Here is a 19977-nt window from a genome sequence, read left to right as displayed (position 1 = left end):
GTGAGCGGTCCGGTCATCGCTTCTCCATGCAAAAACAGATTCTGGGTGGGTGCTTTCAGTTCGAAAGCAACAGCGAGGCGTTGCTGCGCCTGGTCGAAGACGCCTATGCCGGGTTACCGCAGCATCAGTTGCCGGTGACCGCGCCGCCGTTTCATGTCGAACTGCGATTGGTGTCACGTTATGCGCCCATCGAAAGTGTCGAGCCGCCTCCCGTGCAGATGCAGTCGGGCGCGGGCGTGCTCTGCGGCGTGATGGATGCGTTCAATTACGTGATGCTTGTCCCAGATCAGCAACGTGCCTTGATCGTTGCCTCGGAGGACATGCTGAGTCGCGCTTACCACCTGCGTTATGAGCTGATCGAGTTTGTGGTCTTTACCCTCGCCACGCGCGGGTTGGGCCTGGTGCCGTTGCATGGTGCCTGTGTCGGTCGCGATGGGCGCGGGCTGCTGCTGTTGGGATCCAGCGGCTCGGGTAAATCGACGCTGGCTCTTCACAGCCTGCTGCAAGATCTCGATTTTCTTGCCGAAGATGCCGTCTTCGTGCACCCCGACGGCATGCTTGCCACAGGCGTTGCGAATTTCGTGCATGTGCAGGCCGATGCGCTGCGCTTTCTCGACCACGATGAAATCAATCGATGGATCGGCCAGGCACCGGTGATCCGTCGACGCAGCGGTGTCGAGAAATTCGAAGCCGATCTCAGAGACGGCCATGGCCGGCTTGCCATGACGCCGTTGAAACTGGTGGGCGCGGTATGCGTTTCACGGGAGCCGGCCGACGATCCCGATCACCTGCTGAGCACGGTTCCGCTGCCGGAGGCCATCGCATGGCTTGCCAACGATCAGCCCTACGCGGCGGGACAACCCGGTTGGCATGCATTTGCAGAGCGGCTCGCGCAGCTGGGTATCCATCGGCTTCGGCGCGGCCCTCATCCGAGGGCTTCGGTCGAGGCGTTGCGGCAGCTTCTCGATAGCGCAGGGGCAACCTTTCCCGCGGCGCACGGCACACACCCGCATGGCGACCTGGCCACGGGAGACGTGTCGTTCTGAGTCATAAAGCACCCCTGATGCCGCCGCTGTCGATCCAGGCCAGCGGCCTGTGCGTATAACGATGTCGGACCCGCATCGAGCGACGAGCTTGCTGCGTGCGCTTGCGCGTACGCTCAGCACAGCCGACATCGTCGAGACGATCGCCTATGTCGTGTTATCGGTGGCGGTGGCATTCGCGGGCAGTCTTGTTGCGATACTCCTGGTGCCCCTGGTCCAGCCAGGGCATGCCGTGGCATTCGCGGGTGGCTTGCTCGATGCGCATGGCGATATCGACAAGCAGGCGCTGATCTTTGCCGCGGCCACCATAAGCTTTGCGCTATTGCGCTGGCTGGCATCGCGAATGGGTGCACGCCTAGTGGCCCGTTACGGCATCGGGTTGCGGCGTGCGGTACACGCGCGTCTGATCGACGCGCCGTTGGTATCGCTTGCCGACCTCACCTCGGCCGAGATCGCCAACGTGCTTACCCACAATGTCGAGCTCGTCATCCAGGGCTTCAGTGCCCTGCAGCAGCTGCTGGTGACCTGCGTGACCTCGGCCGTCAGCCTGGCCTTTGCGCTCTGGTTGTCGCCGCAACTGGTACTGGCGGCGCCGTTGCTCGTGGTATTCGCCCTGATCGGGTCGCGCATCAGCACGCGCGAGCAGGTGCAGGTGAGCCGCCAGTACGTCGCGGATATGACCCGGTTGTTCTGGCACAGCGAGGATTTTCCGCGACGCCTGCGCCATGTGCGTTCCTTCGAGCGCGAAGAGGCGGAGAAGGCAAGTTACGGCGATATCTCCACTCGGTTGGGTTATGGCTATCGCCGCCAGCTGGAGTTGATCGCTTCTGGACGACTGGTACTCGAACTGCTGGCAGCCGTCGGCATCGCGGCGGTGTTCATGCTTGCCCATCGCTGGCAGGGTTTCGATCAGTCGTCGTTGGTTGCCGTGGGTTTATTGCTCGGACGCTTGTTGCCGTACCTGGTGTCGACGCGGCAGAGTTTTCAGCAGCTGCGCCTGGCCGCGCCGGCGTTTGAGTTGTGGCAACGCTATACCCATCTGGAATCGACCCGTCCGTCCAGCGCGCCCGCGCGAGTACCGCTCGCTGGCACGACATTGCATATCGAGCGGATGCGCTTGAACCCGCCATCGAACGGACTGGATATCGCCGACCTGCGCCTGCACCCCGGTGAACTGACCTCGATCGCCGGCGACTCCGGCATCGGCAAGAGCAGTCTGGTCGATGTACTGGCCGGCATGATGACGCCGGAGATCTTCGTGGCACGCGCGGGCCATCGATCGATCGAATTTGGCGAGTATAGGGAGCTGGTACGCCATGGCGCCTATGTCAGCCAGAGTGTCCGGCCCTGGCAGCATTCGGTGCGCGAATGCCTGCTATGGGCCGCACCGGATGCGACCGAAGCGATGATGCAGCGTGCGTTGATCGATGTTGGCCTCGACAAGCGACTGGCGGACTCCGATCGCGGACTGGACACATCGCTGCACAGCTCGTCGAGCCGGTTGTCCGGCGGCGAGCTGCAACGATTGCTGCTCGCCCAGGTGATCCTGCGGCAACCCTCGCTTGCCCTGCTGGACGAGGCGACCAGCGCGCTCGATGCCACCTCCGAGATCGCCGTGCTTTCGGCGCTCAAGCGCTGCCTGCCGCAGACCATTCTGATCGTCGTGTCGCACCGTTCAAGCGTGGCGACCATCGCGGACCAGTGTCTGACCATCGGCAATGATCTGGTGACAACGGTGGTTGGCAACACCGAGCTGCGGCGCGCGACATCGCTGGCCGGCTGACAAGAAGTCCTGGAATCCCACCTGCTCGTCATCCCGGCCTGCGCCGGGATGACGATTGAAGACTGAGGCAAGTTGATCAAAGGGTCGGCAAAACGCCTCGCCCTCTCTACAATGCGGCCCCTTTCCCTCACCCGGCAGCCGTGACTGTGGATATCGTCGTCAACGAAGAACTCAAGGCCTATATCGACCCGATGACCCCGGACGAATACGAGGCGTTGGAGCGAAGCATCCTGGCCGAGGGTTGTCGCGACGCGTTGGTGCTGTGGGGTGAGACACTGGTCGACGGCCACCATCGCTACAGCGTGTGCCGCAAGCACGACCTGCCTTTCAAGACCATGCAGAACACGCAGTTCCAGTCCATGGACGACGTGCATCTGTGGATGATCGACCAGCATCTTGGTCGGCGTAGCGTGTCACCCTTTCAGCGCGGCGTGCTGGCGCTGCGCAAGCGGGCCATCCTGGCCGAGCGACGGAACCGTGCGCGCGATGCCGATAAGCCGGTGGAAACGCCGGAGCCGGTCGAGGCGACCAGCGAGATAGCGGAAACCGTTACCGACACGCCACGAACCGAACCGGCGATCAGCCGCGAAGCACTCGCGCGCGAAGCACGACTCAGCAACAGCCAAGTCGGGATGATCGAAAAGATCCAGAAACAGGCCACGCCGGAAGTGGTCGAAGCGGTCAAGTCGGGCACGCTGTCGATCAATGCCGCGGCCGCCGTGGCGACCCTGCCGGCCGAAGAGCAGCGGGCCGCTGCTGTCGCTGGCGGCGATGAGCTCAAGCAAGCGGCCAAACGGGTGCGCGAAGCCCGCCGCAAACCGCGTGACGAAACCAAGGCGCCGCAAGATACAACCGACGATAACGAGTTGCTTGAGCTACGCCAGCGTGTGATCGAGCTGATGGCAGAGAACGAAGCCTTGCGCCGCGAGCTGGCGGAACTGCGGGGCTAGAAGCTCAGGCGACCTGTCGCCCCTCGATCGGATAACCCGGATCGGTATAGCCGGGCGTCGAAACATGGCCCGGCGGTACCAGTCCATCGACGAACGCTTCGTCTTCGGGCCCGAGCTCGAGCTGCAGCGCATCGATATAGCTGTCCCAGTGGGCTTCGGTTCGCGGGCCGGCAATGGTGGCACTGACGAAGCGATTCTTGAGCACCCACGCCAATGCGAACGCGACCGATGTCGTGCCACGCCGGGCGACATAGTCCGCCAACAACGTTGCGATCTTCAGCGATTCGGCTCGCCACTCGGTTTGCTGGATGCGTTTGTCGCCGCGACCCGCGCGCGAGTCGCTCGGCGGTGATGCGTCCACGGCGTATTTGCCGGTCAGCACGCCGCGCGCCAGTGGGCTATAGGGCACCACGCCGATGCCGTAGTGGGCCGCTGCCGGCAACTGCTCGACTTCGGCGCTGCGGTCGACCATGTTGTAGAGCGGCTCGCTGGCGACGGGGCGGTCGACACCGAGCTGGTCGGCCAGCCGTACGATCTCGGCAATGCGCCAGCCACGGAAGTTGGATAGGCCGAAATAGCGAAGCTTGCCCTGGCGAATCAAATCACCGATGGCGCGCACGCCTTCTTCCATCGGTGCATCGACGAGCGCGCGGTGGAAATACAGGATATCGATGTAGTCGGTGCCGAGCCGCTTCAGGCTAGCGTCGACCGATTGCATGATCCATTTGCGCGATTGGCCTTGTTCGTTCGGGCCACTCTGCGCGGTTGGAAAACCGAACTTGGTCGCCACCACCCAATGATCGCGACGGTCGGCGATGGCCCGGCCCACGACCGACTCCGAACGGCCGGCGTGATAGACGTCGGCCGTGTCGATGAAGTTGATGCCCTGCGCGAAGGCCTTGTCGATGATGCGCTTGGAGGTGGTTTCGTCGGTCTCGCCGCCGAACATCATGGCCCCCAGGCACAGGGGAGATACTTTGAGGGCGCTGCGGCCAAGGTAGCGGTAATCCATGGGAACTCCGGTCAGGCGTTTGCTTCTTCAAAAACCCGTCGAGCGATTGACACAGCGGAACTGGCCGTAGGCCAGCCCGAATAGAAGGCGAGATGTGTAATCACCTCGATCAACTCGTCTCGACTGATTCCGTTATCCAATGCTTTCCTTAGGTGGAAAGGCAGTTCGTTGGTGCGATAGAGCGCGATCAGGCTTGCCACGGTGATCAGACTGCGATCACGCGGCGACAATCCCGGTCGCTCCCAGACATCGCCAAACAACACATGGTCGGTGTAATCGGCCAGCGCCGGAGCGATATCGCCGAATGCGTTGCGTGCGGTAGTAGGTGTATGCGTCATGTGATCACCGATCGACGCGTTGCTGCAGGTGCTGCGGATAGCGCTCGCCTTGCACCGGGATCAGGGAAACGGCGCTTTCGATCTCGCCCAGATCGCCAGATGTCAGCTCGATACTGGCTGCTCCGAGATTCTCCTCCAGACGATGGAGCTTCGTGGTGCCGGGAATCGGTACGATCCAGGGCTTGCGAGCCAGCAGCCATGCCAGGGCGATTTGCGCCGGGGTCGCCCCACGTTGCGCCGCCATCTGTCCAAGCAAATCGACCAGGGCCTGGTTTGCCTTTCGTGCCTCCGGCGTGAAGCGCGGAACGATATTGCGAAAATCGGTACTGTCGAAGGTCGTGCTTTCGCTGATGGCGCCGGTCAGAAAGCCCTTGCCCAGCGGACTGAACGGAACAAAGCCGATACCGAGTTCTTCCAGTGTTGGCAGGATTTCCGCTTCAGGCTCCCTCCACCACAACGAGTACTCGCTTTGCAGTGCAGCGACCGGTTGCACCGCGTGTGCGCGTCGAATCGATTTCACGCCCGCTTCGGACAGACCGAAGTGCTTGACCTTGCCCTGCTGGATAAGATCCTTCACCGCGCCGGCGACGTCTTCCATCGGGACGTTCGGATCCACGCGGTGCTGGTAGAACAGATCGATACGATCGGTTCTGAGGCGCTTGAGTGCGGCCTCGGCTACCTGCTTGATGCGCTCCGGCCGACTGTCCAGGCCAAGATTGACCTCGCCTTGCTTGAAGCCGAATTTTGTCGCGATCACCACCTGATCGCGAAGCGGAGCCAGCGCTTCGCCGACCAGTTCCTCATTGGCGAACGGCCCATAGGCTTCGGCGGTATCAAAAAAGGTGACGCCACGCTCGGCCGCCGAGCGGATCAGGGCAATGGCGGTCTGCTTTTCCGTGGCCGGCCCATAGCCAAAGCTCAATCCCATGCATCCGAGCCCGATCGCCGACACTTCCAGGCCGCTGTTTCCCAATGAACGTTTTTGCATGGATTTCTCCTGCCCGATGTAATTGATCCGAGCATCCTAGTCCTCCGGGTTGATGCGATTAAGTGGTATAAATCGCATGGACTTATGGCTGGAGACCATAAATGCCGCGTGAGAACTTCAGCGATCTCTTGGCCTTTCTTGCGGTGGCGCGTGAGCGCAGCTTTACCAAGGCCGCGGCCAAGCTCGGTATCTCACAATCGACGCTCAGCCATACGATCCGTGCGCTCGAAGAACGCCTGGGCGTCCGCCTTCTGGCAAGAACCACGCGCAGCGTCACGCCCACCGATGCCGGCGAGCGTTTGCGTGCCGCAGTCGCGCCGCGCTTCGCGGAGATCGATGCCGAACTGTCCGCATTGAGCGAACTGCGGGACAAGCCCGCGGGCACCATCCGCATTACTTCGGGCGAGCACGCGGCAAGTGCGATTCTCTGGCCTGCGCTGGGAAACTTGCTGCCCGACTATCCGGACATTCATATAGAAATCGTTGTCGACTATGGCCTGACGGATATCGTCGCCGAACGCTACGACGCTGGTGTCCGTCTTGGCGAGCAGGTGGCCAAGGACATGATCGCCGTACGCATCGGTCCCGATATGCGCATGGCGGCGGTCGGTGCGCCTGCGTATTTTGCGCGGCGCAAGCGACCGAAAACGCCGCAGGACCTGACGCATCACGACTGCATCAATCTGCGCTTGCCGACGCACGGAGGCATTTATCCCTGGGAGTTCGAAAAAGCCGGTCGCGAAGTGCGGGTGCGTGTCGAGGGCCAACTGGTTTTCAACAATATCGCGCTGAGACGCGATGCGGTTCTGGCAGGCCTTGGCCTGGCCTATCTGCCGGAAGACCAGGTACAGAAATACATCGACGACGGAAAACTCATCCGCGTACTTGCCGACTGGTGCCCGCCGTTTCCCGGCTATCACCTCTACTACCCAAGCCGCCGGCAGCCGTCTCCGGCGTTTACCTTGCTGGTGGATGCGTTGCGTTATCGGGGTTGAGTTGCTTTTGGGCGGGTAGTGGATGCTCCCGCGAGCACCCGACCCCCTCACCCCAACCCTCTCCCCCCGGCAAAGCCAGGGGAGAGGGTTGGGGTGAGGGGGGCTTTAAGCCCTCAACCCATCAGCCAGCCACTTCTTCTAGAAACGTCGCCGACGGCACAAAAAACAACGTACCGGTAACAGCCTTGCTATGGTCGAGCAACCGGTCGTAATTACCAGGCGGGCGGCCGACAAACATGTTGACGAGCATCTGTTCGATGCGTTGTGGAGAACGCGCATAACCGATGAAATAGGTGCCGAACTCGCCCTTGCCGATGTCACCGAACGGCATGTTGTCGCGCACGATATCCAGCTGCTTGCCGTTCTCCACGATCGTGGTCAATGCATTGTGCGCGTAGCTCGGCTTCACGCTGTCCTCCAGCTCGATGTCCGCAAGCTTGGTCCTGCCCACGATCTTTTCCTGCTGCTCTACAGGTAGCGCATTCCAGCTTTGCAGGTCATGCAGGTACTTCTGCACGATCACGTAGCTTCCGCCGGTGAAGCCCGGGTCCTCGTTACCGACGATGGCCGCGTCCAGCGCCGCCTGATCGACCGGGTTCTCCGTTCCGTCGACAAACCCGATCAGGTCGCGGTCATCGAAATAGGTGAAACCATGCACCTCGTCGACGGCGACGACGGAGTCGCGGAGCCGGGACATGATCTGGCTCGCAAGTTCGAAACACAGGTCCATGCGCGTGGCGCGCACATGGAACAGGATGTCGCCCGGCGTGGACACGGCATGGTGCTGCCCCTGAATTTCGCGAAACGGATGCAAATCCCTGGGCCTGGGTTGCCCGAAGAGCCGGTCCCAGGCATCGGATCCGAAACCCATCACGCACGAGAGGCGCCCTTCAAGATCCCGAAAGCCCACGGCGCGCAGTAGTCCGGCCAGATCGCCACAAAGGGCCCGAACGGTTGCGCGATGCTGAGGTTCCGGCTTTAGCGTCAGGACCAGAAAAATAGCCGCACGTGTGAGCTTTGCTACAACCGGCTGCGAAACGACGGACACAGTCACCTCCATTGCGCGTGCGCTTGGATCTTAAAAAATAACGCGGTTCAGTAGTAACGCGGAATCGGGCCGAGCTGCGGCGTCATGCGGTCGCTGAGATCAAATTCGACCTCATCGACATAACACCAGCCCCAACCCTCCGGCGGATCGTAGCCTTCGATGATGGGATGTTGGGTGCGATGGAAATGCCTGGTCGCATGCCGGTTCGGGGAGTCGTCGCAACAGCCCACATGTCCGCAGGTGCGGCAGATACGCAAATGAACCCATGTATCCCCGGACTTCAGGCATTCCTCGCACCCGCGTGCGCTGGGCGTGACATCCTGGATCGACGCTAGATGGCTGCAATGGCTGGACATCGGAGAATCCCGTTAGTGGCGAAGAGGGCTGGTGATCATCTTAGGCCGACCAGTTTTTTTGCTGTACGCCTCGTTAGAGGCCATGGTTGCGACACAGTATCAGTACTGGATGAGACAGGCGGAGTTTGGGCCAGCCACGTGCCGGTGAGCCGAATAAGTTAAATATTCGGCTCACTCTATGAGCCGAATAGCCATTAGAATCGGCTCACGACCAGGAGTCCCGACCGTGAGTAGCCCCCGCTGGATCTGGCAACAGCCGGATTGGCCCCAATTCCACTGGCAGGCGGAAACGCTGGCACCTTTGTTGCGCGATTGTCAGCAAGCTCAAGGCCGGCTGTCGGGCATGGCTGGGGGCGTAGCAGATGATGCGCAGATGCAGGACGAGCTGGATACATTACTGCAGAACATCATTACCTCCTCGGCTATCGAGGGCGAACAACTCAATGCCGCCTCGGTGCGCTCCTCACTTGCACGTCGACTTGGCGTGACCACCCCAAATGACGGCGAGGCAACTGCACGCAGCGAAGGCTTGGCCGAGCTCATGCTCGACGTCACCCAACATCATCAAGCTCCGCTTGATCTGCCGCGACTGTTGCACTGGCATCAGTGGCTGTTCCCGCAGCAGCAGACGTTGTTGCCGCAACGCATCCGCGTTGGAAGTTTGCGCGGCGAGGAGCCGATGCAAGTGGTGTCAGGGCGCATCGACCGACCGGTGATCCATTTCGTGGCGCCACCGCGTGATGGGTTGGAACAGCAGGTGGATGCGTTCCTGGCATGGTTTGCTCGTAGCCGAAGCGACACGGCATTGGATCCTATGTTGCGTGCAGGCGTCGCGCATTTCTGGTTCGTCACGCTGCATCCGTTCGACGACGGCAATGGCCGCTTGACACGGGCTATCACCGATCTCGCGCTCGCACAGGGAGAGCATCAGGCGATCCGTTTCTACGCCATGTCGGCAAGCATCCTGGCCGATCGTGCCGGTTACTACCGAGTGCTGGAAACCAGTCAGAAAGCGGGGCTGAATATCACCCATTGGCTGCAATGGTTTTTGCATACGTTGCTTGACAGTTTTCAACAGGCCTTGCAGCGTATCGATCGTGTGCTGGCCAATGCTCGCTTCTGGCAACAACATCGCCATCAGGCGCTATCGGCCGATCAGGTAAAGGTACTGAATCGTTTGCTCGATGGCGGCGAACGTGGGTTCGCGCAAGGTATCAACGCTTCGAAATACCAGGCTGTGACCAAGGTATCCAAGGCCACGGCGACTCGTCACCTGGCAGACTTGCTTAAGAAAGGTTGCGTGGAACGCTTGCCCGGCGGGGGGCGTAGCACGCGATATCAAATTAAATCGCCGGGCGCGATGCCATTTTTGTAGCGACTTCAGGGAATCTGGAAAACCTTCCTAGTCGTCATCCCGGCCTGCGCCGGGATGACGACTAGGAAAGAATGAGGCTCTTTTTGATCCCATCAGCCGCGTTAAGGCGCGTGTGCACCCGACCGCTGCACAATCTTCTGACAATCGGCGAAATAGCTCGCATAGCTGTCCTTGACTCGCGCCGGCCCCATCGTAAAGCCGTAACGCACTACGCCGCTCTTGTCCTTGATCCACGCACCCATGGAGTAGGTGGCGAGAAAGCTTGTCAATTGTTCCATCGACAACGGACGGCTGAGCACGATGGCATCGTCGACCGCGCGGGCACGCCCGCCTTGCTGCGGCATGACTTCCTGCTCGTTGATCTCGAAATACGCCCGGCTTTCGCGTGCCACCAGTTGCCGCGCCCGTTCACGGCCTACTGTGTAGTACGCGGTGAGCGTCACGCCCTCGGGCGCACAGACCAGGGTGACCTTGTTGTCACCGCCGCGCACGATCTGCGAGAACGTCAGTGTGGCCGGCACGGTTGCGGGCTGGTAGCTGGCAATGAGCGGCTGGCGGCCGTTATTGGACAGGCCCCAGCCGAGCAGTTGATCTGCGTCGAACCACACCATGTCGGTCCTGGGCGGGGTCGGTGCGCGATAGAACGCCCAGGGGTTGGCATCCATCGATTTCAGGTACGCGGCGGCTTCGTCTGCCGCCTGGCTTCTGCCGGCCTCGTTCTTTCTGATCGCCGGTACATGCGACTGGTGCACGCCGATCCGATCCATGCCGGACGCCGACCAGCGGTACAAGCCGCCCAGATACGCATAGGCGCACGCATCCGTGCAAAGCGCAGCCTTAGGCGGCTCGCCCGGGCGCCGCAACGTGCCGACATGGGTAACCATGCCGCTGGATCGAAACAGCCGCCCAAGCGCAAAGCCCGCACCCATGTCTTCGCCCGACGCATCGAGATAGACGTCGGACCCGGTCGGAATCTTCCCGGCCTTGACCCAGGCATCGAAACGCTGGGGTGCATCCGCGTCGATCACGCCGTAGAGATAGACCTGGGTGGCCTTGGCCACGGCAAGCGTCAAGCGGTCGTTCTTTACCGCCATCGACAGCTGGTTCGCGGGCATGTCCCCAGGCGGCAGGGCAGGCTCACGTACCTTGCTGGTGCGAGCGTGAGCAAGCAGCGGGCCCAGACAGGCCGCGAGCACCATGGCGGCTAGCAGCCGTCGTAGCCAGGTGATTGCGCGAACAGGGCGTTGATACACATTGACGGATGGCACGGCCATTCCCGTGATTAAAACCGGCCGAGTGTCGCGGGTGGCGGATGTCCGCCCAATGAACGTCGGCGACCCGCGCAATTTGATGGTTTGAGAGATAACCGGCCCGGCTTGGCTTATCCTTGGCATCCTGCGCTCCACTTTAGTCCCCAGCCTTCCCAGTGAAAGTCGAACCCCACCCGTTGTTGCCAGGATCGGCCAGGATCGTCGTATGAACTTGCCGGGCGAGGACGTCGCTGCGAAAGACGCGCCTGCCGCGCCGGCGAGCACCGATTATCGCGTGATTTCCCTGATCGTGGCCTGCTCCATCTTCATGGAGCAACTGGATGCTACCGTGCTGGCCACGGCATTGCCCACGATGGCGTATGACTTCGGTGTCACCGCGCCGGCGATGAGCGTGGTCATCACTTGCTATCTGCTGATGCTGGCCATCTTTATTCCGGCGAGCGGGGCGATGGCCGATCGCTTTGGCGCGCGCCGCGTCTTCAGCACGGCCATCGGCGTGTTTGTCGCCGGCTCGATCCTCTGCGCTTGGACCACCAGCCTGCCCATGATGGTCGCGGCGCGCGTGGTGCAGGGTGCCGGCGGGGCGATGATGGCGCCGATCGGGCGGTTGATCCTGTTGCGTACGGTGGAGCGCCGCAATCTTGTTTCGGCGATGTCCTGGACACTGGTTCCTGCGTTTCTGGGGCCGCTGATCGGCCCGCCGTTGGGCGGATTTATCGTCACCTATCTCGACTGGCGCTGGATCTTCTACATCAACGTGCCGATCGGTGTGCTCGGCTTCGTGCTGGTGCGCAAGCTGATACCGGATATCAGCAGCGAAACGACCGCTTCGCGTTTCGACCTGCTGGGCTTCGTGCTATGCGGTGTCGGCCTTGGTTGCCTGCTGTTCGGTTTTGAATCCATCGGCCAGAACGCGGCACTGCCGGAGGCGCTCACGTTGCTGGCCATTGGTCTTTGCGCATGCATCGCTTATGTGTGGCATGCGAAGCGCCGGCCCAATCCGCTGCTCGATCTGTCTCTGCTCAAGATCGATTCGTTTCGGCTATCGGTCATTGGCGGTTCGTTGATGCGCGTAACGCAAGGCGCGCAACCGTTTCTGCTGCCGCTGATGTTTCAGATCGGCTTCGGATGGTCCGCCGTGCGCAGCGGTCAATTGATTCTGGCCACGACGCTCGGCGCCATCGTCACTCGCAGTTTTACGCCGCGACTGCTGCGACGCGTCGGTTTTCGCAATGGCATGATCTTCAATGGCGTGCTCTCCAGCCTGGGCTACGCGGTGTGCGCTTTCTTCCGCCCCGACTGGCCGTCCGCCATCATGTTCGCCTTGCTGTTCTGTTGCGGCGCGTTCATGTCGTTCCAGTTCGCCGCCTATAACACCATTGCGTACGAGGCTGTGCCTACGTCGCGCGTCAGTGCCGCCAATAGCTTTTACACCACGTTGCAGCAGTTGATGCTGTCGGTTGGCGTATGCACCGGTTCGCTGTTGTTGAAGTCCACCATGGTCGTCGGTGGCCACACCCAGCCGCAGCTGATGGATTTCTCCATTGCGTTCCTGGTGGTGACCTTGATATCGCTCAGCTCGACGCGTTGGCATCTCGCGTTCGCGCATGATGCGGGGCATGAGTTGAGTGGGCATCGGGCCAAGTGATGCTGCGGTGCGGATCAAGTCGTCTGTAGAGGCGACTTCAGAGAGGTCCGAATAACCTCCTACTCGTCATCCCGGCGTAGGCCGGGACCCAGTGGCTTCGGTTTCCGGTTCTCGCAGCAGAGCGACCATTCTTGATGACTTTTGCGATAACCGACTTCAAAGTCACTGGGTCCCGGCCTGCGCCGGGATGACGGATAGGGAAGGTTGAGGTTCTTTCCAGTTACGGCAGCTCTATCGTCGCCACAAGTCCACCGCCATCGCGACTGGACAGCTGCAAGCTGCCACCGATCGACGTCATCAGTTGTGATGCGATCGCAAGACCAAGGCCGGTGCCGCCCGTATCGCGATTACGGGATGCCTCCAGCCGATAGAACGGCTGCAGCACTTGCTCCAGCTCGTCATCAGGAATGCCGGGCCCACGGTCCGATACGGTGATCAGCAACTTCTCGTCCGTGCCCCGCTGCATGCCGACCTCGGCGCTTCCGCCGTATTTGATCGCATTGTCGATCAGGTTGCCGAGCACGCGCCGCAACGCTTGCGCCCGTACCGTGGCGGTGCCGCCGACGTTGTCGGTCAGGGTCACGGGTTGGCCGACGTCCTGGTAGTCGAAGACCATGCTTTCCAGGAAGGCGGCCGCGTCGATGCGTACGGGAGCTTCCGACCCGCCGTGTGCGCTGCGTGCGTAAGCGACACCTTCGCGGACCATATGCTCCATCTGGCGCAGGTCATCAAGAATCTTTTCCTGCTCGCTGCTCTCGTCCAGGGCCTCGGCGCGCAGGCGCATGCGCGTGATGGGGGTCTGCAGGTCGTGCGAGATGGATGCAAGGATATGCAACCGCTCTTTCAGGTGACGACGGATCCGGTCCTGCATGGCATTGAAGGCGACCGCCGCGTGGGCCACTTCAGTGGGACCGTCCTGGCTCATGCGCGGGCCATCGGCGGTCGGCGTCATCGCTTCCACCGCCTGGGCCATGCGGGTGAGCGGGCGAGTGGCCAATCGCACCGCGAACCAGGTGCATAGCAACAGCAACGCTATCTGCAGGACAAAGACGAACGGTAACCAGCTCGCTACAGGCACCATGCGCGGCGTGATCTCGAGCGTCAGCGGCGAGCCATCATGCAGGGTGAAATGCACTTGGTAGCGTTCCGGCTTGAGCGATACGGTTTGGGCATGCACCTGATAGCCGGGGCCGACTTCCTTGGCGATCAACTGCACGACGGTGCGTGCGCGGCTGGACAGCGTTGGATTGCCCGGCTGGCCGTTGCCGAGGATGTAGTGATAGTTGTCCCGCTCGATGCGGTGAAGCCACGCAGGGCGTTCGGCGGCAGGCAGGCGGTCGAGTATTGCGATCGAGGTGCCGACGTCGTGTTCTAGTGTGTTGAACATGACCGCGGTCGAACTCTGATAGCGCTCCATGAACAACAAACCGAACGACAATCCGTGCGCCAGCATCAGGCCCGCGAAAATGATCAGATACAGGCGCGACGCCATGCTGGCGGGCAGCCAGCGCCGTGTCACCGGTTGTGCTTCCTGGTTCATGGGTTCTCCCCATGCACGACGATCGGCATGCTGAACACATAGCCTTCGCTGCGCACGGTCTTGATATAGGACTGGTCCCTGCTGTCATCGAGCAGGCGCTGGCGCAGGCGGCTCACCAATAGGTCGATGGAGCGGTCGAAGAGCTCCGCATCCCGCCCCTGAGTAAGGTTGAGCAGCTGGTCGCGGGACAATACGCGCTGCGGGTGATCGAGGAACACGCGCAACAGCCGAAATTCGGCCCCGCTGAGGGACACGATCGTCCCGTTTTCGTCGAGCAGATGTCGTGCGGTGGTATCCAGCCGCCAGCGCCCGAACGAAATCGTATCGCTGGTTTCGGTGATGCGCAGGTTCGGCGGAAGCATGCGCGTGCGGCGTATGACGGCCTTGATCCGCGCCAGCAGTTCGCGCGGCGAAAAGGGCTTGACCAGATAATCGTCCGCGCCCATTTCCAGGCCGATGATGCGGTCGGTTTCGTCGTCGCGCGCGGTGAGCAGCAGGATGGGCAGCGCACGATGCTTGCCGCTGCGCAGGTTGCGGCACAGCACCAGGCCGTCGTCGCCGGGCATCATGATGTCCAGCACGATCAGGTCGAATGCGGATGCTTCCAGCTGCGCCCACATATCGCGGCCATCGACGGCCGCAGTGGCGCGCAGACCATTCTTGCGCAGGTAATCCACCACACCCGTACGGATGCCGTGATCGTCATCGACAACCAGAATATGGTCGATGTGCTCCATGGCGTGTCTCCAGTGGCTGATAGGGATGCGTATGGAACGGGTCAGTGCTTGGCGAGAAGCTGGCGGACGCGTTGCTCGGTAGTGTCGTAGTTTCCCTCGCCGTAGTGGCGATAGACAATGCGCCCGTCGCGATCGATCAGATAGAGCGCCGGCCAGAAACGATTGCCGAAGGCCTTCCAGATGCGGTAGTCGTTGTCGATGACGATCGGCCAATGGATGTCGAATTCGCGCATGGCCGCTTTTACGCCATCGGGATCGCGCTCCTCTTCGTACTCGGGCGTATGGACGCCGACGATAACCAGCCCGTCCTTGCCGAACGTGTCATAGAGCGCTCTGGTGTGCGGCAGCGTGTGCACGCAATTGATGCATTCACGGCTCCAGAACTCGACCAGCACCACCTTGCCGCGGAGCTCACCCGACGATAACGGCGGCGAGTTGAGCCAGGCTTCGGCGCCTGCAAGTTCGGGCGCGATGGCAACAGTCTGGGAATCCCCGGCGCCGGCGGTCGCCCAGCGGCCGGGCCAGGCGGCGACAAGCGCCATGCCTATGGCGATCAAGGTGATGGTGGGACGTAGAAAGGTCATGGCGTGGATCTCTGCAAAAGGCAAGGGGCGCGCTGCGCCCGGATGTGCCTATTGAACGAGCCCGGCTTGTCCCGAACGTGTCCGCGATACCGGCGATTTGTATCTCTATGTACAGAGGAGGCTGGGCCCGGTCGAGGGGCCGGCACGGCCGATTTGTACCGAAATGTATCGGGCGGTCGCCGCGACACATTTCGATGCGCTTGGGCGCCTGGCGGGACACATCGACGATACGTGCGGATCGTCTCCTATGCACACCGGCTGGCCATCAGCCCATCCCTTCTACGCACAGGAAACCGAACCATGAGCAAGATCGATACCGTTCTCTATACCGGCCGCACCTATACCACCGGCGGCCGCGAAGGCGAGTCGCGCAGCTCCGACAACCGCCTCGACATCAAGCTGTCCACCCCCGGCTCCGCCGGCACGGGCACCAACCCGGAACAACTGCTGGCAGCCGGCTGGTCGGCCTGCTTTATCGGTGCCATGGGCCATGCCGCACGCACGCTCAATGTCCGCTTGCCCGCCGATGTGGCGGTGGCGACCGAAGTGGATCTGGGCACCGGCGAAGGCGGTTATTTCATCCAGGCCCGTCTCAACGTGAGCCTGCCGGGCATCGAGCGCAGCGTCGCGCAGAGCCTGATCGAAGCGGCTCATCAGACCTGCCCTTACTCCAAGGCGACGCGCGGAAACATCGATGTCGCGATCACCCTGATCTGACCTCCGATCACAGCCACTCAACTTCTCAAGGAACTTATCCATGAAAGCCACACATTCCGCTCTTGCTGCCGCCTTCGCGCTGGGCCTGGCCACACTCGCTTCGGGCGTGCATGCCGACCAGGCCAAGAAGCCGATGGAAAAGTGCTACGGCGTCGCGCTAGCCGGCAAGAACGACTGCGCCGCCGGCGCGGGCACCAGTTGCGCCGGTACATCGAAGGCCGACTACCAGGGCAACGCCTGGGTGCTGGTCGAGAAAGGCACCTGCACGCAGATCAAGACGCCTAAGGGCTACGGCTCGCTTGAGGCCAAGTCGTGATTTCCACGGTCGAACAGGCGACCTCTTCGTCGCCATGGCGCCATGCCGGTTCGGCACTGGCGATATGGCGGTCGCGGATCTTGTCGGACGACTTGCTGCTGGCGGTCGCGCGCTGGGGCGTCGCTTCGGTGTTCTTCCTCTCGGGGCGCACCAAGGTCGAAGGCATCCTGACGATCAAGCCATCGACCTACGACCTGTTCGCTTCCGAATACGCGTTGCCGCTGATCCCGTCCGAGTGGGCGGCTCGCCTGGCGACAGGTGCAGAGCATCTGTTTCCTCTGCTGCTGGTGCTCGGTCTTTTTACCCGGACATCGGCGCTCGCACTGCTTGGCATGACTACGGTCATCGAGATCTTCGTCTATCCCGATGCGTGGCCGACGCACCTGAGCTGGGCCGGTTTGTTGCTGCCGCTGGTGGCGCGCGGAGGAGGCAATTGGTCGCTCGACCGCGTCTTGCGCTCCTGGCGCGGCCATCGCTGAACGCTGTCTTCCATTCACAACCACTGCAGGTAAAACACCATGCGTAAATTATTGAGCCTCGCCATCGCCATGATGGCACTGACCGGAACGGCAGTCGCCGCGGATGCACCGACCGGCGTCAAGAACATCGTGATCGTGCCTGGCGCCTTCGTCGACGGCTCCGGTTGGCGTGTCGTCCACGACATCCTGGTGCACAAGGGCTACACGGTAAGCGTCGTGCAGCCGCGTATCGAAACCCTGGCCAACGATATCGAGCAGACCCGCGAACAGATCCGCAAGCAGGATGGCCCGGTGGTCCTGGTCGGCCACAGCTACGGCGGTGCGGTCATCACCCAGGCCGGTAACCGCGACAAGGTCAAGGCCCTGGTCTATGTCGCTGCGGTGCAGCCGGACGTGGGCGAGAGCCTGGCGCAGCTGGTCGCGTCGATGCCGGCGCCCAGCAACGATGTCGTTGCAACACGCGATGGCCATCTGTTCTTCGACGAGAGCAAGTTCGGCGCCGACTTCGCCGGCGACCTGACGCCAAATCGCACCAACTTCATGGCCGTTTCGCAGGTGCCGGCAACCGCCGCCGCCTTCGGCGCCACGATGCAGGTGGCCGCCTGGCACACCAAGCCGACCTGGGCGGTCGTGACCACCGATGACCGCGCACTCAGCCCCGATCTGCAGCGCTGGATGTACAAGCGCGCGGGCTCGAAAGTCACCGAGATCAAGGCCAGCCATGTCGTCTATATCTCGCAGCCCGAAGCGGTCGCCCAGGTGATCGAAGACGCCGCGCAGAGCGTGAAGTAAGTCGGCACCACCACAACCAACCATCCACTACTCAAGGTCCATCCGGGCCACATTCCACGGAGAACATCACCATGATCGCTACCAAGACCCGCACCGGCTTTGCCGCCGCAGCCGCACTCTTTGCCTTCGCGGCATCGATCAGTTCCATCGCCAGCGCCGCCGATCAAAAGACCGCGCCGAAAGAAGAACTGGGCCGCTGCTACGGCGTCAACACCTGCAAGGGCACCAGCCTCTGCGCCACGGCCAAGAACGATTGCAAGGGTCTGAACACCTGCAAGGGGCAGGGCGTGATCGTCAAGACCAAGACCGACTGTCTGGCCGCCGGCGGCACGCTGACCGAGCCGAAGTAATCACACGGCGGGCTCGCACTCCGGGCCCGCCTCTGTTGACCTGTTGGGAGCCACCATGTTCACACCACCGCCAACGTTCTCCGGTTACGGCCTGGGCTTGCGCAAAGAACACTACCGCGACTTTCTCGACACCGACGTGCCAGTCGACTTTGTCGAAGTGATTTCTGAAAACTTCATGGTGGATGGCGGCCAGCCCCGGCACATTCTGCGGCAGGTGCGCGAACTTCATCCGGTAGCGCTGCACGGCGTATCCATGTCGATCGGCTCTGCCGACGGTCTCGATCGGACCTATCTGAATCGTTTGCGCCAGCTGGCGAACGAGATCGATCCGCTGTTCGTTTCCGACCATCTGAGCTGGTCGCGTATCGATCGCTTCAACTCGCACGATCTTTTGCCTCTGCCGTATACGGAGGAAGCGTTGGAAATAGTCTGCCGCAACATCAACCTGGCGCAAGACGTTCTGGGCAGGTCGATGCTGTTCGAGAACCCGTCGAGCTACATCGCATTCGATGGCGCGTCGATGAGCGAGTGGGAGTTTCTAGGCGAAATGTCTCGTCGCACGGGCTGCGGACTGCTGCTGGACATCAACAATATTTTTGTCAGCGCGAGCAATCATGGCCTGGATGCGCATGACTATCTGCGCGGCATACCTGCAGACCGCGTACGCCAGGTGCATCTGGCCGGCCACACGCAAGGCCCTGGTATCTTGATCGATACGCACGACCAGCCGGTGTGCGCAGACGTGTGGGATCTGTATGCCATGGCGTCATCCATGCTTGGCCCGGTGGCGACGATGATCGAGCGCGACGATGCGATTCCGCCATTGGCTGAATTGCTCGACGAGCTCGGTACGGCGCGCGAGATCGGCCGTCGCCAGCGTGGCCTGCGGGAGGCCGCATGAACCTGATCGACATGCAGCGGGATCTGCGCGCATGGCTGGTCAATTCTGCCGCCGATACACAAGAGCGCCTGGGCAAGAGCGCCGCAACGGGTCTGACTGTTTACCAGAACAACTATCGCGCGCAGCTTGTCGGCTGTCTTGAAGCAAGCTTTCCGCAACTGCATGCATGGTTAGGTGACGAGCTCTTCCTGAAGGCGGCCATTGCCCACATCGACAGCCACCCACCCCATGCCTGGACACTGGACGCCTATGGCATCGACTTTGGGGATACCTTGAAGTCGGTGTTTCCGCGCAATCCCGATGTGCATGAGTTGGCATGGATCGAATGGGCGCTTTCCGAATCGTTCGTTGCCGCCGATGCGCCACATCTATCCGGCGAGGCGTGGCATGAGGTCGATTGGGATACCGCCCGCTTGTCGCTTAGTCCCAGCTTGCGTCAGTGCGCCATGTCGACGAACGCGAACGACATCTGGTCGGCGCTGGAGGATGGCATTGCGGCACCGGACAGCGAGATGCTCGACGCGCCTGGCGGCTTGATCGTGTGGCGCAACGGGTTCACGTGTCGAATCAAGTCGATCGATAGCGCAGAGCATGCCGCCTTGCTGTTGCTGCGCGATGATGCGCGCTTCAGTGCGCTATGTGATGCGATGGTCGAGCAGTTGGGTGAAGAGGCGGGAATCGCCAAAGCTGGCACCTTTCTGGCCGACTGGATTGCTGGTGGAATTGTCGTGGGTGTCGGGAGTGAGTAGAGCGC

General features: G+C 61.8%; 22 protein-coding genes. 13 read left to right on the top strand and 9 right to left on the bottom strand.

All coding sequences use genetic code 11. From position 1 onward, the window contains the following. The first annotated feature begins 26 nt into the window (after window positions 1-26). From QMG46_RS02780 to QMG46_RS02770, 3 genes are all read left to right on the top strand, one after another. On the top strand, window positions 27-1046 hold the full coding sequence (locus tag QMG46_RS02780) for a serine kinase (RefSeq protein ID WP_281850930.1): 1020 nt from the start codon (window positions 27-29) through the stop codon (window positions 1044-1046). 61 nt (window positions 1047-1107) lie between these two features. Continuing rightward, the gene (locus tag QMG46_RS02775) at window positions 1108-2826 is read left to right on the top strand and encodes an ATP-binding cassette domain-containing protein (protein WP_281850929.1); all 1719 of its coding nucleotides are present in this window, start codon (window positions 1108-1110) and stop codon (window positions 2824-2826) included. Between the two features lie 146 nt (window positions 2827-2972). Next, window positions 2973-3776, top strand: a complete 804-nt coding sequence (locus QMG46_RS02770; RefSeq protein ID WP_281850928.1) for a plasmid replication/partition related protein — start codon at window positions 2973-2975, stop codon at window positions 3774-3776. Between the two features lie 4 nt (window positions 3777-3780). Here QMG46_RS02770 and QMG46_RS02765 read toward each other — a convergent pair whose 3' ends face one another. Genes QMG46_RS02765 through QMG46_RS02755 form a run of 3 tightly spaced genes read right to left on the bottom strand, consistent with a single transcriptional unit; the run spans window position 3781 to window position 6114 of the window. Next, complete coding sequence (locus tag QMG46_RS02765; protein ID WP_281850926.1) at window positions 3781-4788, bottom strand: aldo/keto reductase; 1008 nt, start codon at window positions 4786-4788, stop codon at window positions 3781-3783. Window positions 4789-4799: 11 nt separating this feature from the next. Then, window positions 4800-5126 (bottom strand): carboxymuconolactone decarboxylase family protein, encoded by a 327-nt coding sequence (locus tag QMG46_RS02760; protein WP_281850925.1) that lies wholly within the window; start codon window positions 5124-5126, stop codon window positions 4800-4802. Between the two features lie 4 nt (window positions 5127-5130). Continuing rightward, complete coding sequence (locus tag QMG46_RS02755) at window positions 5131-6114, bottom strand: aldo/keto reductase (RefSeq protein ID WP_281850924.1); 984 nt, start codon at window positions 6112-6114, stop codon at window positions 5131-5133. 101 nt (window positions 6115-6215) lie between these two features. On the opposite strand from QMG46_RS02755, the gene QMG46_RS02750 reads away from it, so the two are divergent. Beyond that, the gene (locus QMG46_RS02750) at window positions 6216-7109 is read left to right on the top strand and encodes a LysR family transcriptional regulator (RefSeq protein ID WP_281850923.1); all 894 of its coding nucleotides are present in this window, start codon (window positions 6216-6218) and stop codon (window positions 7107-7109) included. A 121-nt stretch (window positions 7110-7230) separates the two neighbouring features. Here the strand turns inward: QMG46_RS02750 and QMG46_RS02745 are convergent, their stop codons facing one another. Both QMG46_RS02745 and QMG46_RS02740 read right to left on the bottom strand, forming a co-directional pair. Beyond that, window positions 7231-8169: a Dyp-type peroxidase gene (locus tag QMG46_RS02745; protein WP_281850922.1), complete on the bottom strand. Its 939-nt coding sequence runs from the start codon at window positions 8167-8169 to the stop codon at window positions 7231-7233. Between the two features lie 35 nt (window positions 8170-8204). Then, window positions 8205-8513: a UBP-type zinc finger domain-containing protein gene (locus QMG46_RS02740; protein WP_281850921.1), complete on the bottom strand. Its 309-nt coding sequence runs from the start codon at window positions 8511-8513 to the stop codon at window positions 8205-8207. A gap of 226 nt (window positions 8514-8739) precedes the next feature. On the opposite strand from QMG46_RS02740, the gene QMG46_RS02735 reads away from it, so the two are divergent. Beyond that, window positions 8740-9888: a Fic family protein gene (locus QMG46_RS02735; protein WP_281850920.1), complete on the top strand. Its 1149-nt coding sequence runs from the start codon at window positions 8740-8742 to the stop codon at window positions 9886-9888. A gap of 101 nt (window positions 9889-9989) precedes the next feature. Here QMG46_RS02735 and QMG46_RS02730 read toward each other — a convergent pair whose 3' ends face one another. Beyond that, window positions 9990-11156: a hypothetical protein gene (locus QMG46_RS02730; protein ID WP_281850919.1), complete on the bottom strand. Its 1167-nt coding sequence runs from the start codon at window positions 11154-11156 to the stop codon at window positions 9990-9992. 208 nt (window positions 11157-11364) lie between these two features. On the opposite strand from QMG46_RS02730, the gene QMG46_RS02725 reads away from it, so the two are divergent. Then, the gene (locus tag QMG46_RS02725; protein ID WP_281850918.1) at window positions 11365-12807 is read left to right on the top strand and encodes a DHA2 family efflux MFS transporter permease subunit; all 1443 of its coding nucleotides are present in this window, start codon (window positions 11365-11367) and stop codon (window positions 12805-12807) included. A 220-nt stretch (window positions 12808-13027) separates the two neighbouring features. Here QMG46_RS02725 and QMG46_RS02720 read toward each other — a convergent pair whose 3' ends face one another. From QMG46_RS02720 to QMG46_RS02710, 3 genes are read right to left on the bottom strand one after another with little or no spacing between them, the layout of a single operon-like run. After that, the gene (locus QMG46_RS02720; protein ID WP_281850917.1) at window positions 13028-14347 is read right to left on the bottom strand and encodes a sensor histidine kinase; all 1320 of its coding nucleotides are present in this window, start codon (window positions 14345-14347) and stop codon (window positions 13028-13030) included. Continuing rightward, window positions 14344-15084: a response regulator gene (locus QMG46_RS02715; RefSeq protein WP_281850916.1), complete on the bottom strand. Its 741-nt coding sequence runs from the start codon at window positions 15082-15084 to the stop codon at window positions 14344-14346. The genes QMG46_RS02720 and QMG46_RS02715 overlap by 4 nt, the downstream gene beginning before the upstream one ends. Before the next feature lie 41 nt (window positions 15085-15125). After that, window positions 15126-15668 carry a redoxin family protein gene (locus QMG46_RS02710; RefSeq protein WP_281850915.1) on the bottom strand — a complete coding sequence of 181 codons (543 nt, stop codon included), beginning with the start codon at window positions 15666-15668 and terminating at the stop codon, window positions 15126-15128. A 300-nt stretch (window positions 15669-15968) separates the two neighbouring features. Between QMG46_RS02710 and QMG46_RS02705 the strand changes: the two genes are divergently transcribed. The 7 genes from QMG46_RS02705 to QMG46_RS02675 all read left to right on the top strand — a co-directional run bounded on the left by QMG46_RS02705 (window position 15969) and on the right by QMG46_RS02675 (window position 19972). After that, window positions 15969-16385 carry an organic hydroperoxide resistance protein gene (locus QMG46_RS02705; protein WP_281850913.1) on the top strand — a complete coding sequence of 139 codons (417 nt, stop codon included), beginning with the start codon at window positions 15969-15971 and terminating at the stop codon, window positions 16383-16385. 40 nt (window positions 16386-16425) lie between these two features. Beyond that, window positions 16426-16701, top strand: a complete 276-nt coding sequence (locus QMG46_RS02700; RefSeq protein WP_281850912.1) for a BufA1 family periplasmic bufferin-type metallophore — start codon at window positions 16426-16428, stop codon at window positions 16699-16701. Then, on the top strand, window positions 16698-17180 hold the full coding sequence (locus tag QMG46_RS02695; protein WP_281850911.1) for a DoxX family protein: 483 nt from the start codon (window positions 16698-16700) through the stop codon (window positions 17178-17180). Before QMG46_RS02700 ends, QMG46_RS02695 begins: the two co-directional genes overlap by 4 nt. Before the next feature lie 39 nt (window positions 17181-17219). After that, window positions 17220-17972, top strand: a complete 753-nt coding sequence (locus QMG46_RS02690; protein ID WP_281850910.1) for an alpha/beta fold hydrolase — start codon at window positions 17220-17222, stop codon at window positions 17970-17972. 71 nt (window positions 17973-18043) lie between these two features. Continuing rightward, complete coding sequence (locus tag QMG46_RS02685) at window positions 18044-18322, top strand: BufA2 family periplasmic bufferin-type metallophore (protein ID WP_281850909.1); 279 nt, start codon at window positions 18044-18046, stop codon at window positions 18320-18322. 55 nt (window positions 18323-18377) lie between these two features. Next, window positions 18378-19223: an MNIO family bufferin maturase gene (locus tag QMG46_RS02680; protein WP_281850908.1), complete on the top strand. Its 846-nt coding sequence runs from the start codon at window positions 18378-18380 to the stop codon at window positions 19221-19223. Next, a complete protein-coding gene (locus tag QMG46_RS02675) occupies window positions 19220-19972 on the top strand; it encodes an HvfC/BufC N-terminal domain-containing protein (RefSeq protein WP_281850907.1) in 753 nt (250 codons plus the stop codon). Before QMG46_RS02680 ends, QMG46_RS02675 begins: the two co-directional genes overlap by 4 nt. Window positions 19973-19977 lie beyond the last annotated feature (5 nt).

It is taken from the genome of Dyella sp. GSA-30, from assembly GCF_027924605.1.
GTDB lineage: Bacteria > Pseudomonadota > Gammaproteobacteria > Xanthomonadales > Rhodanobacteraceae > GSA-30.
Note: the sequence above shows the minus strand (reverse complement) of the source record. Positions and strands in the feature narration are given on the sequence as shown.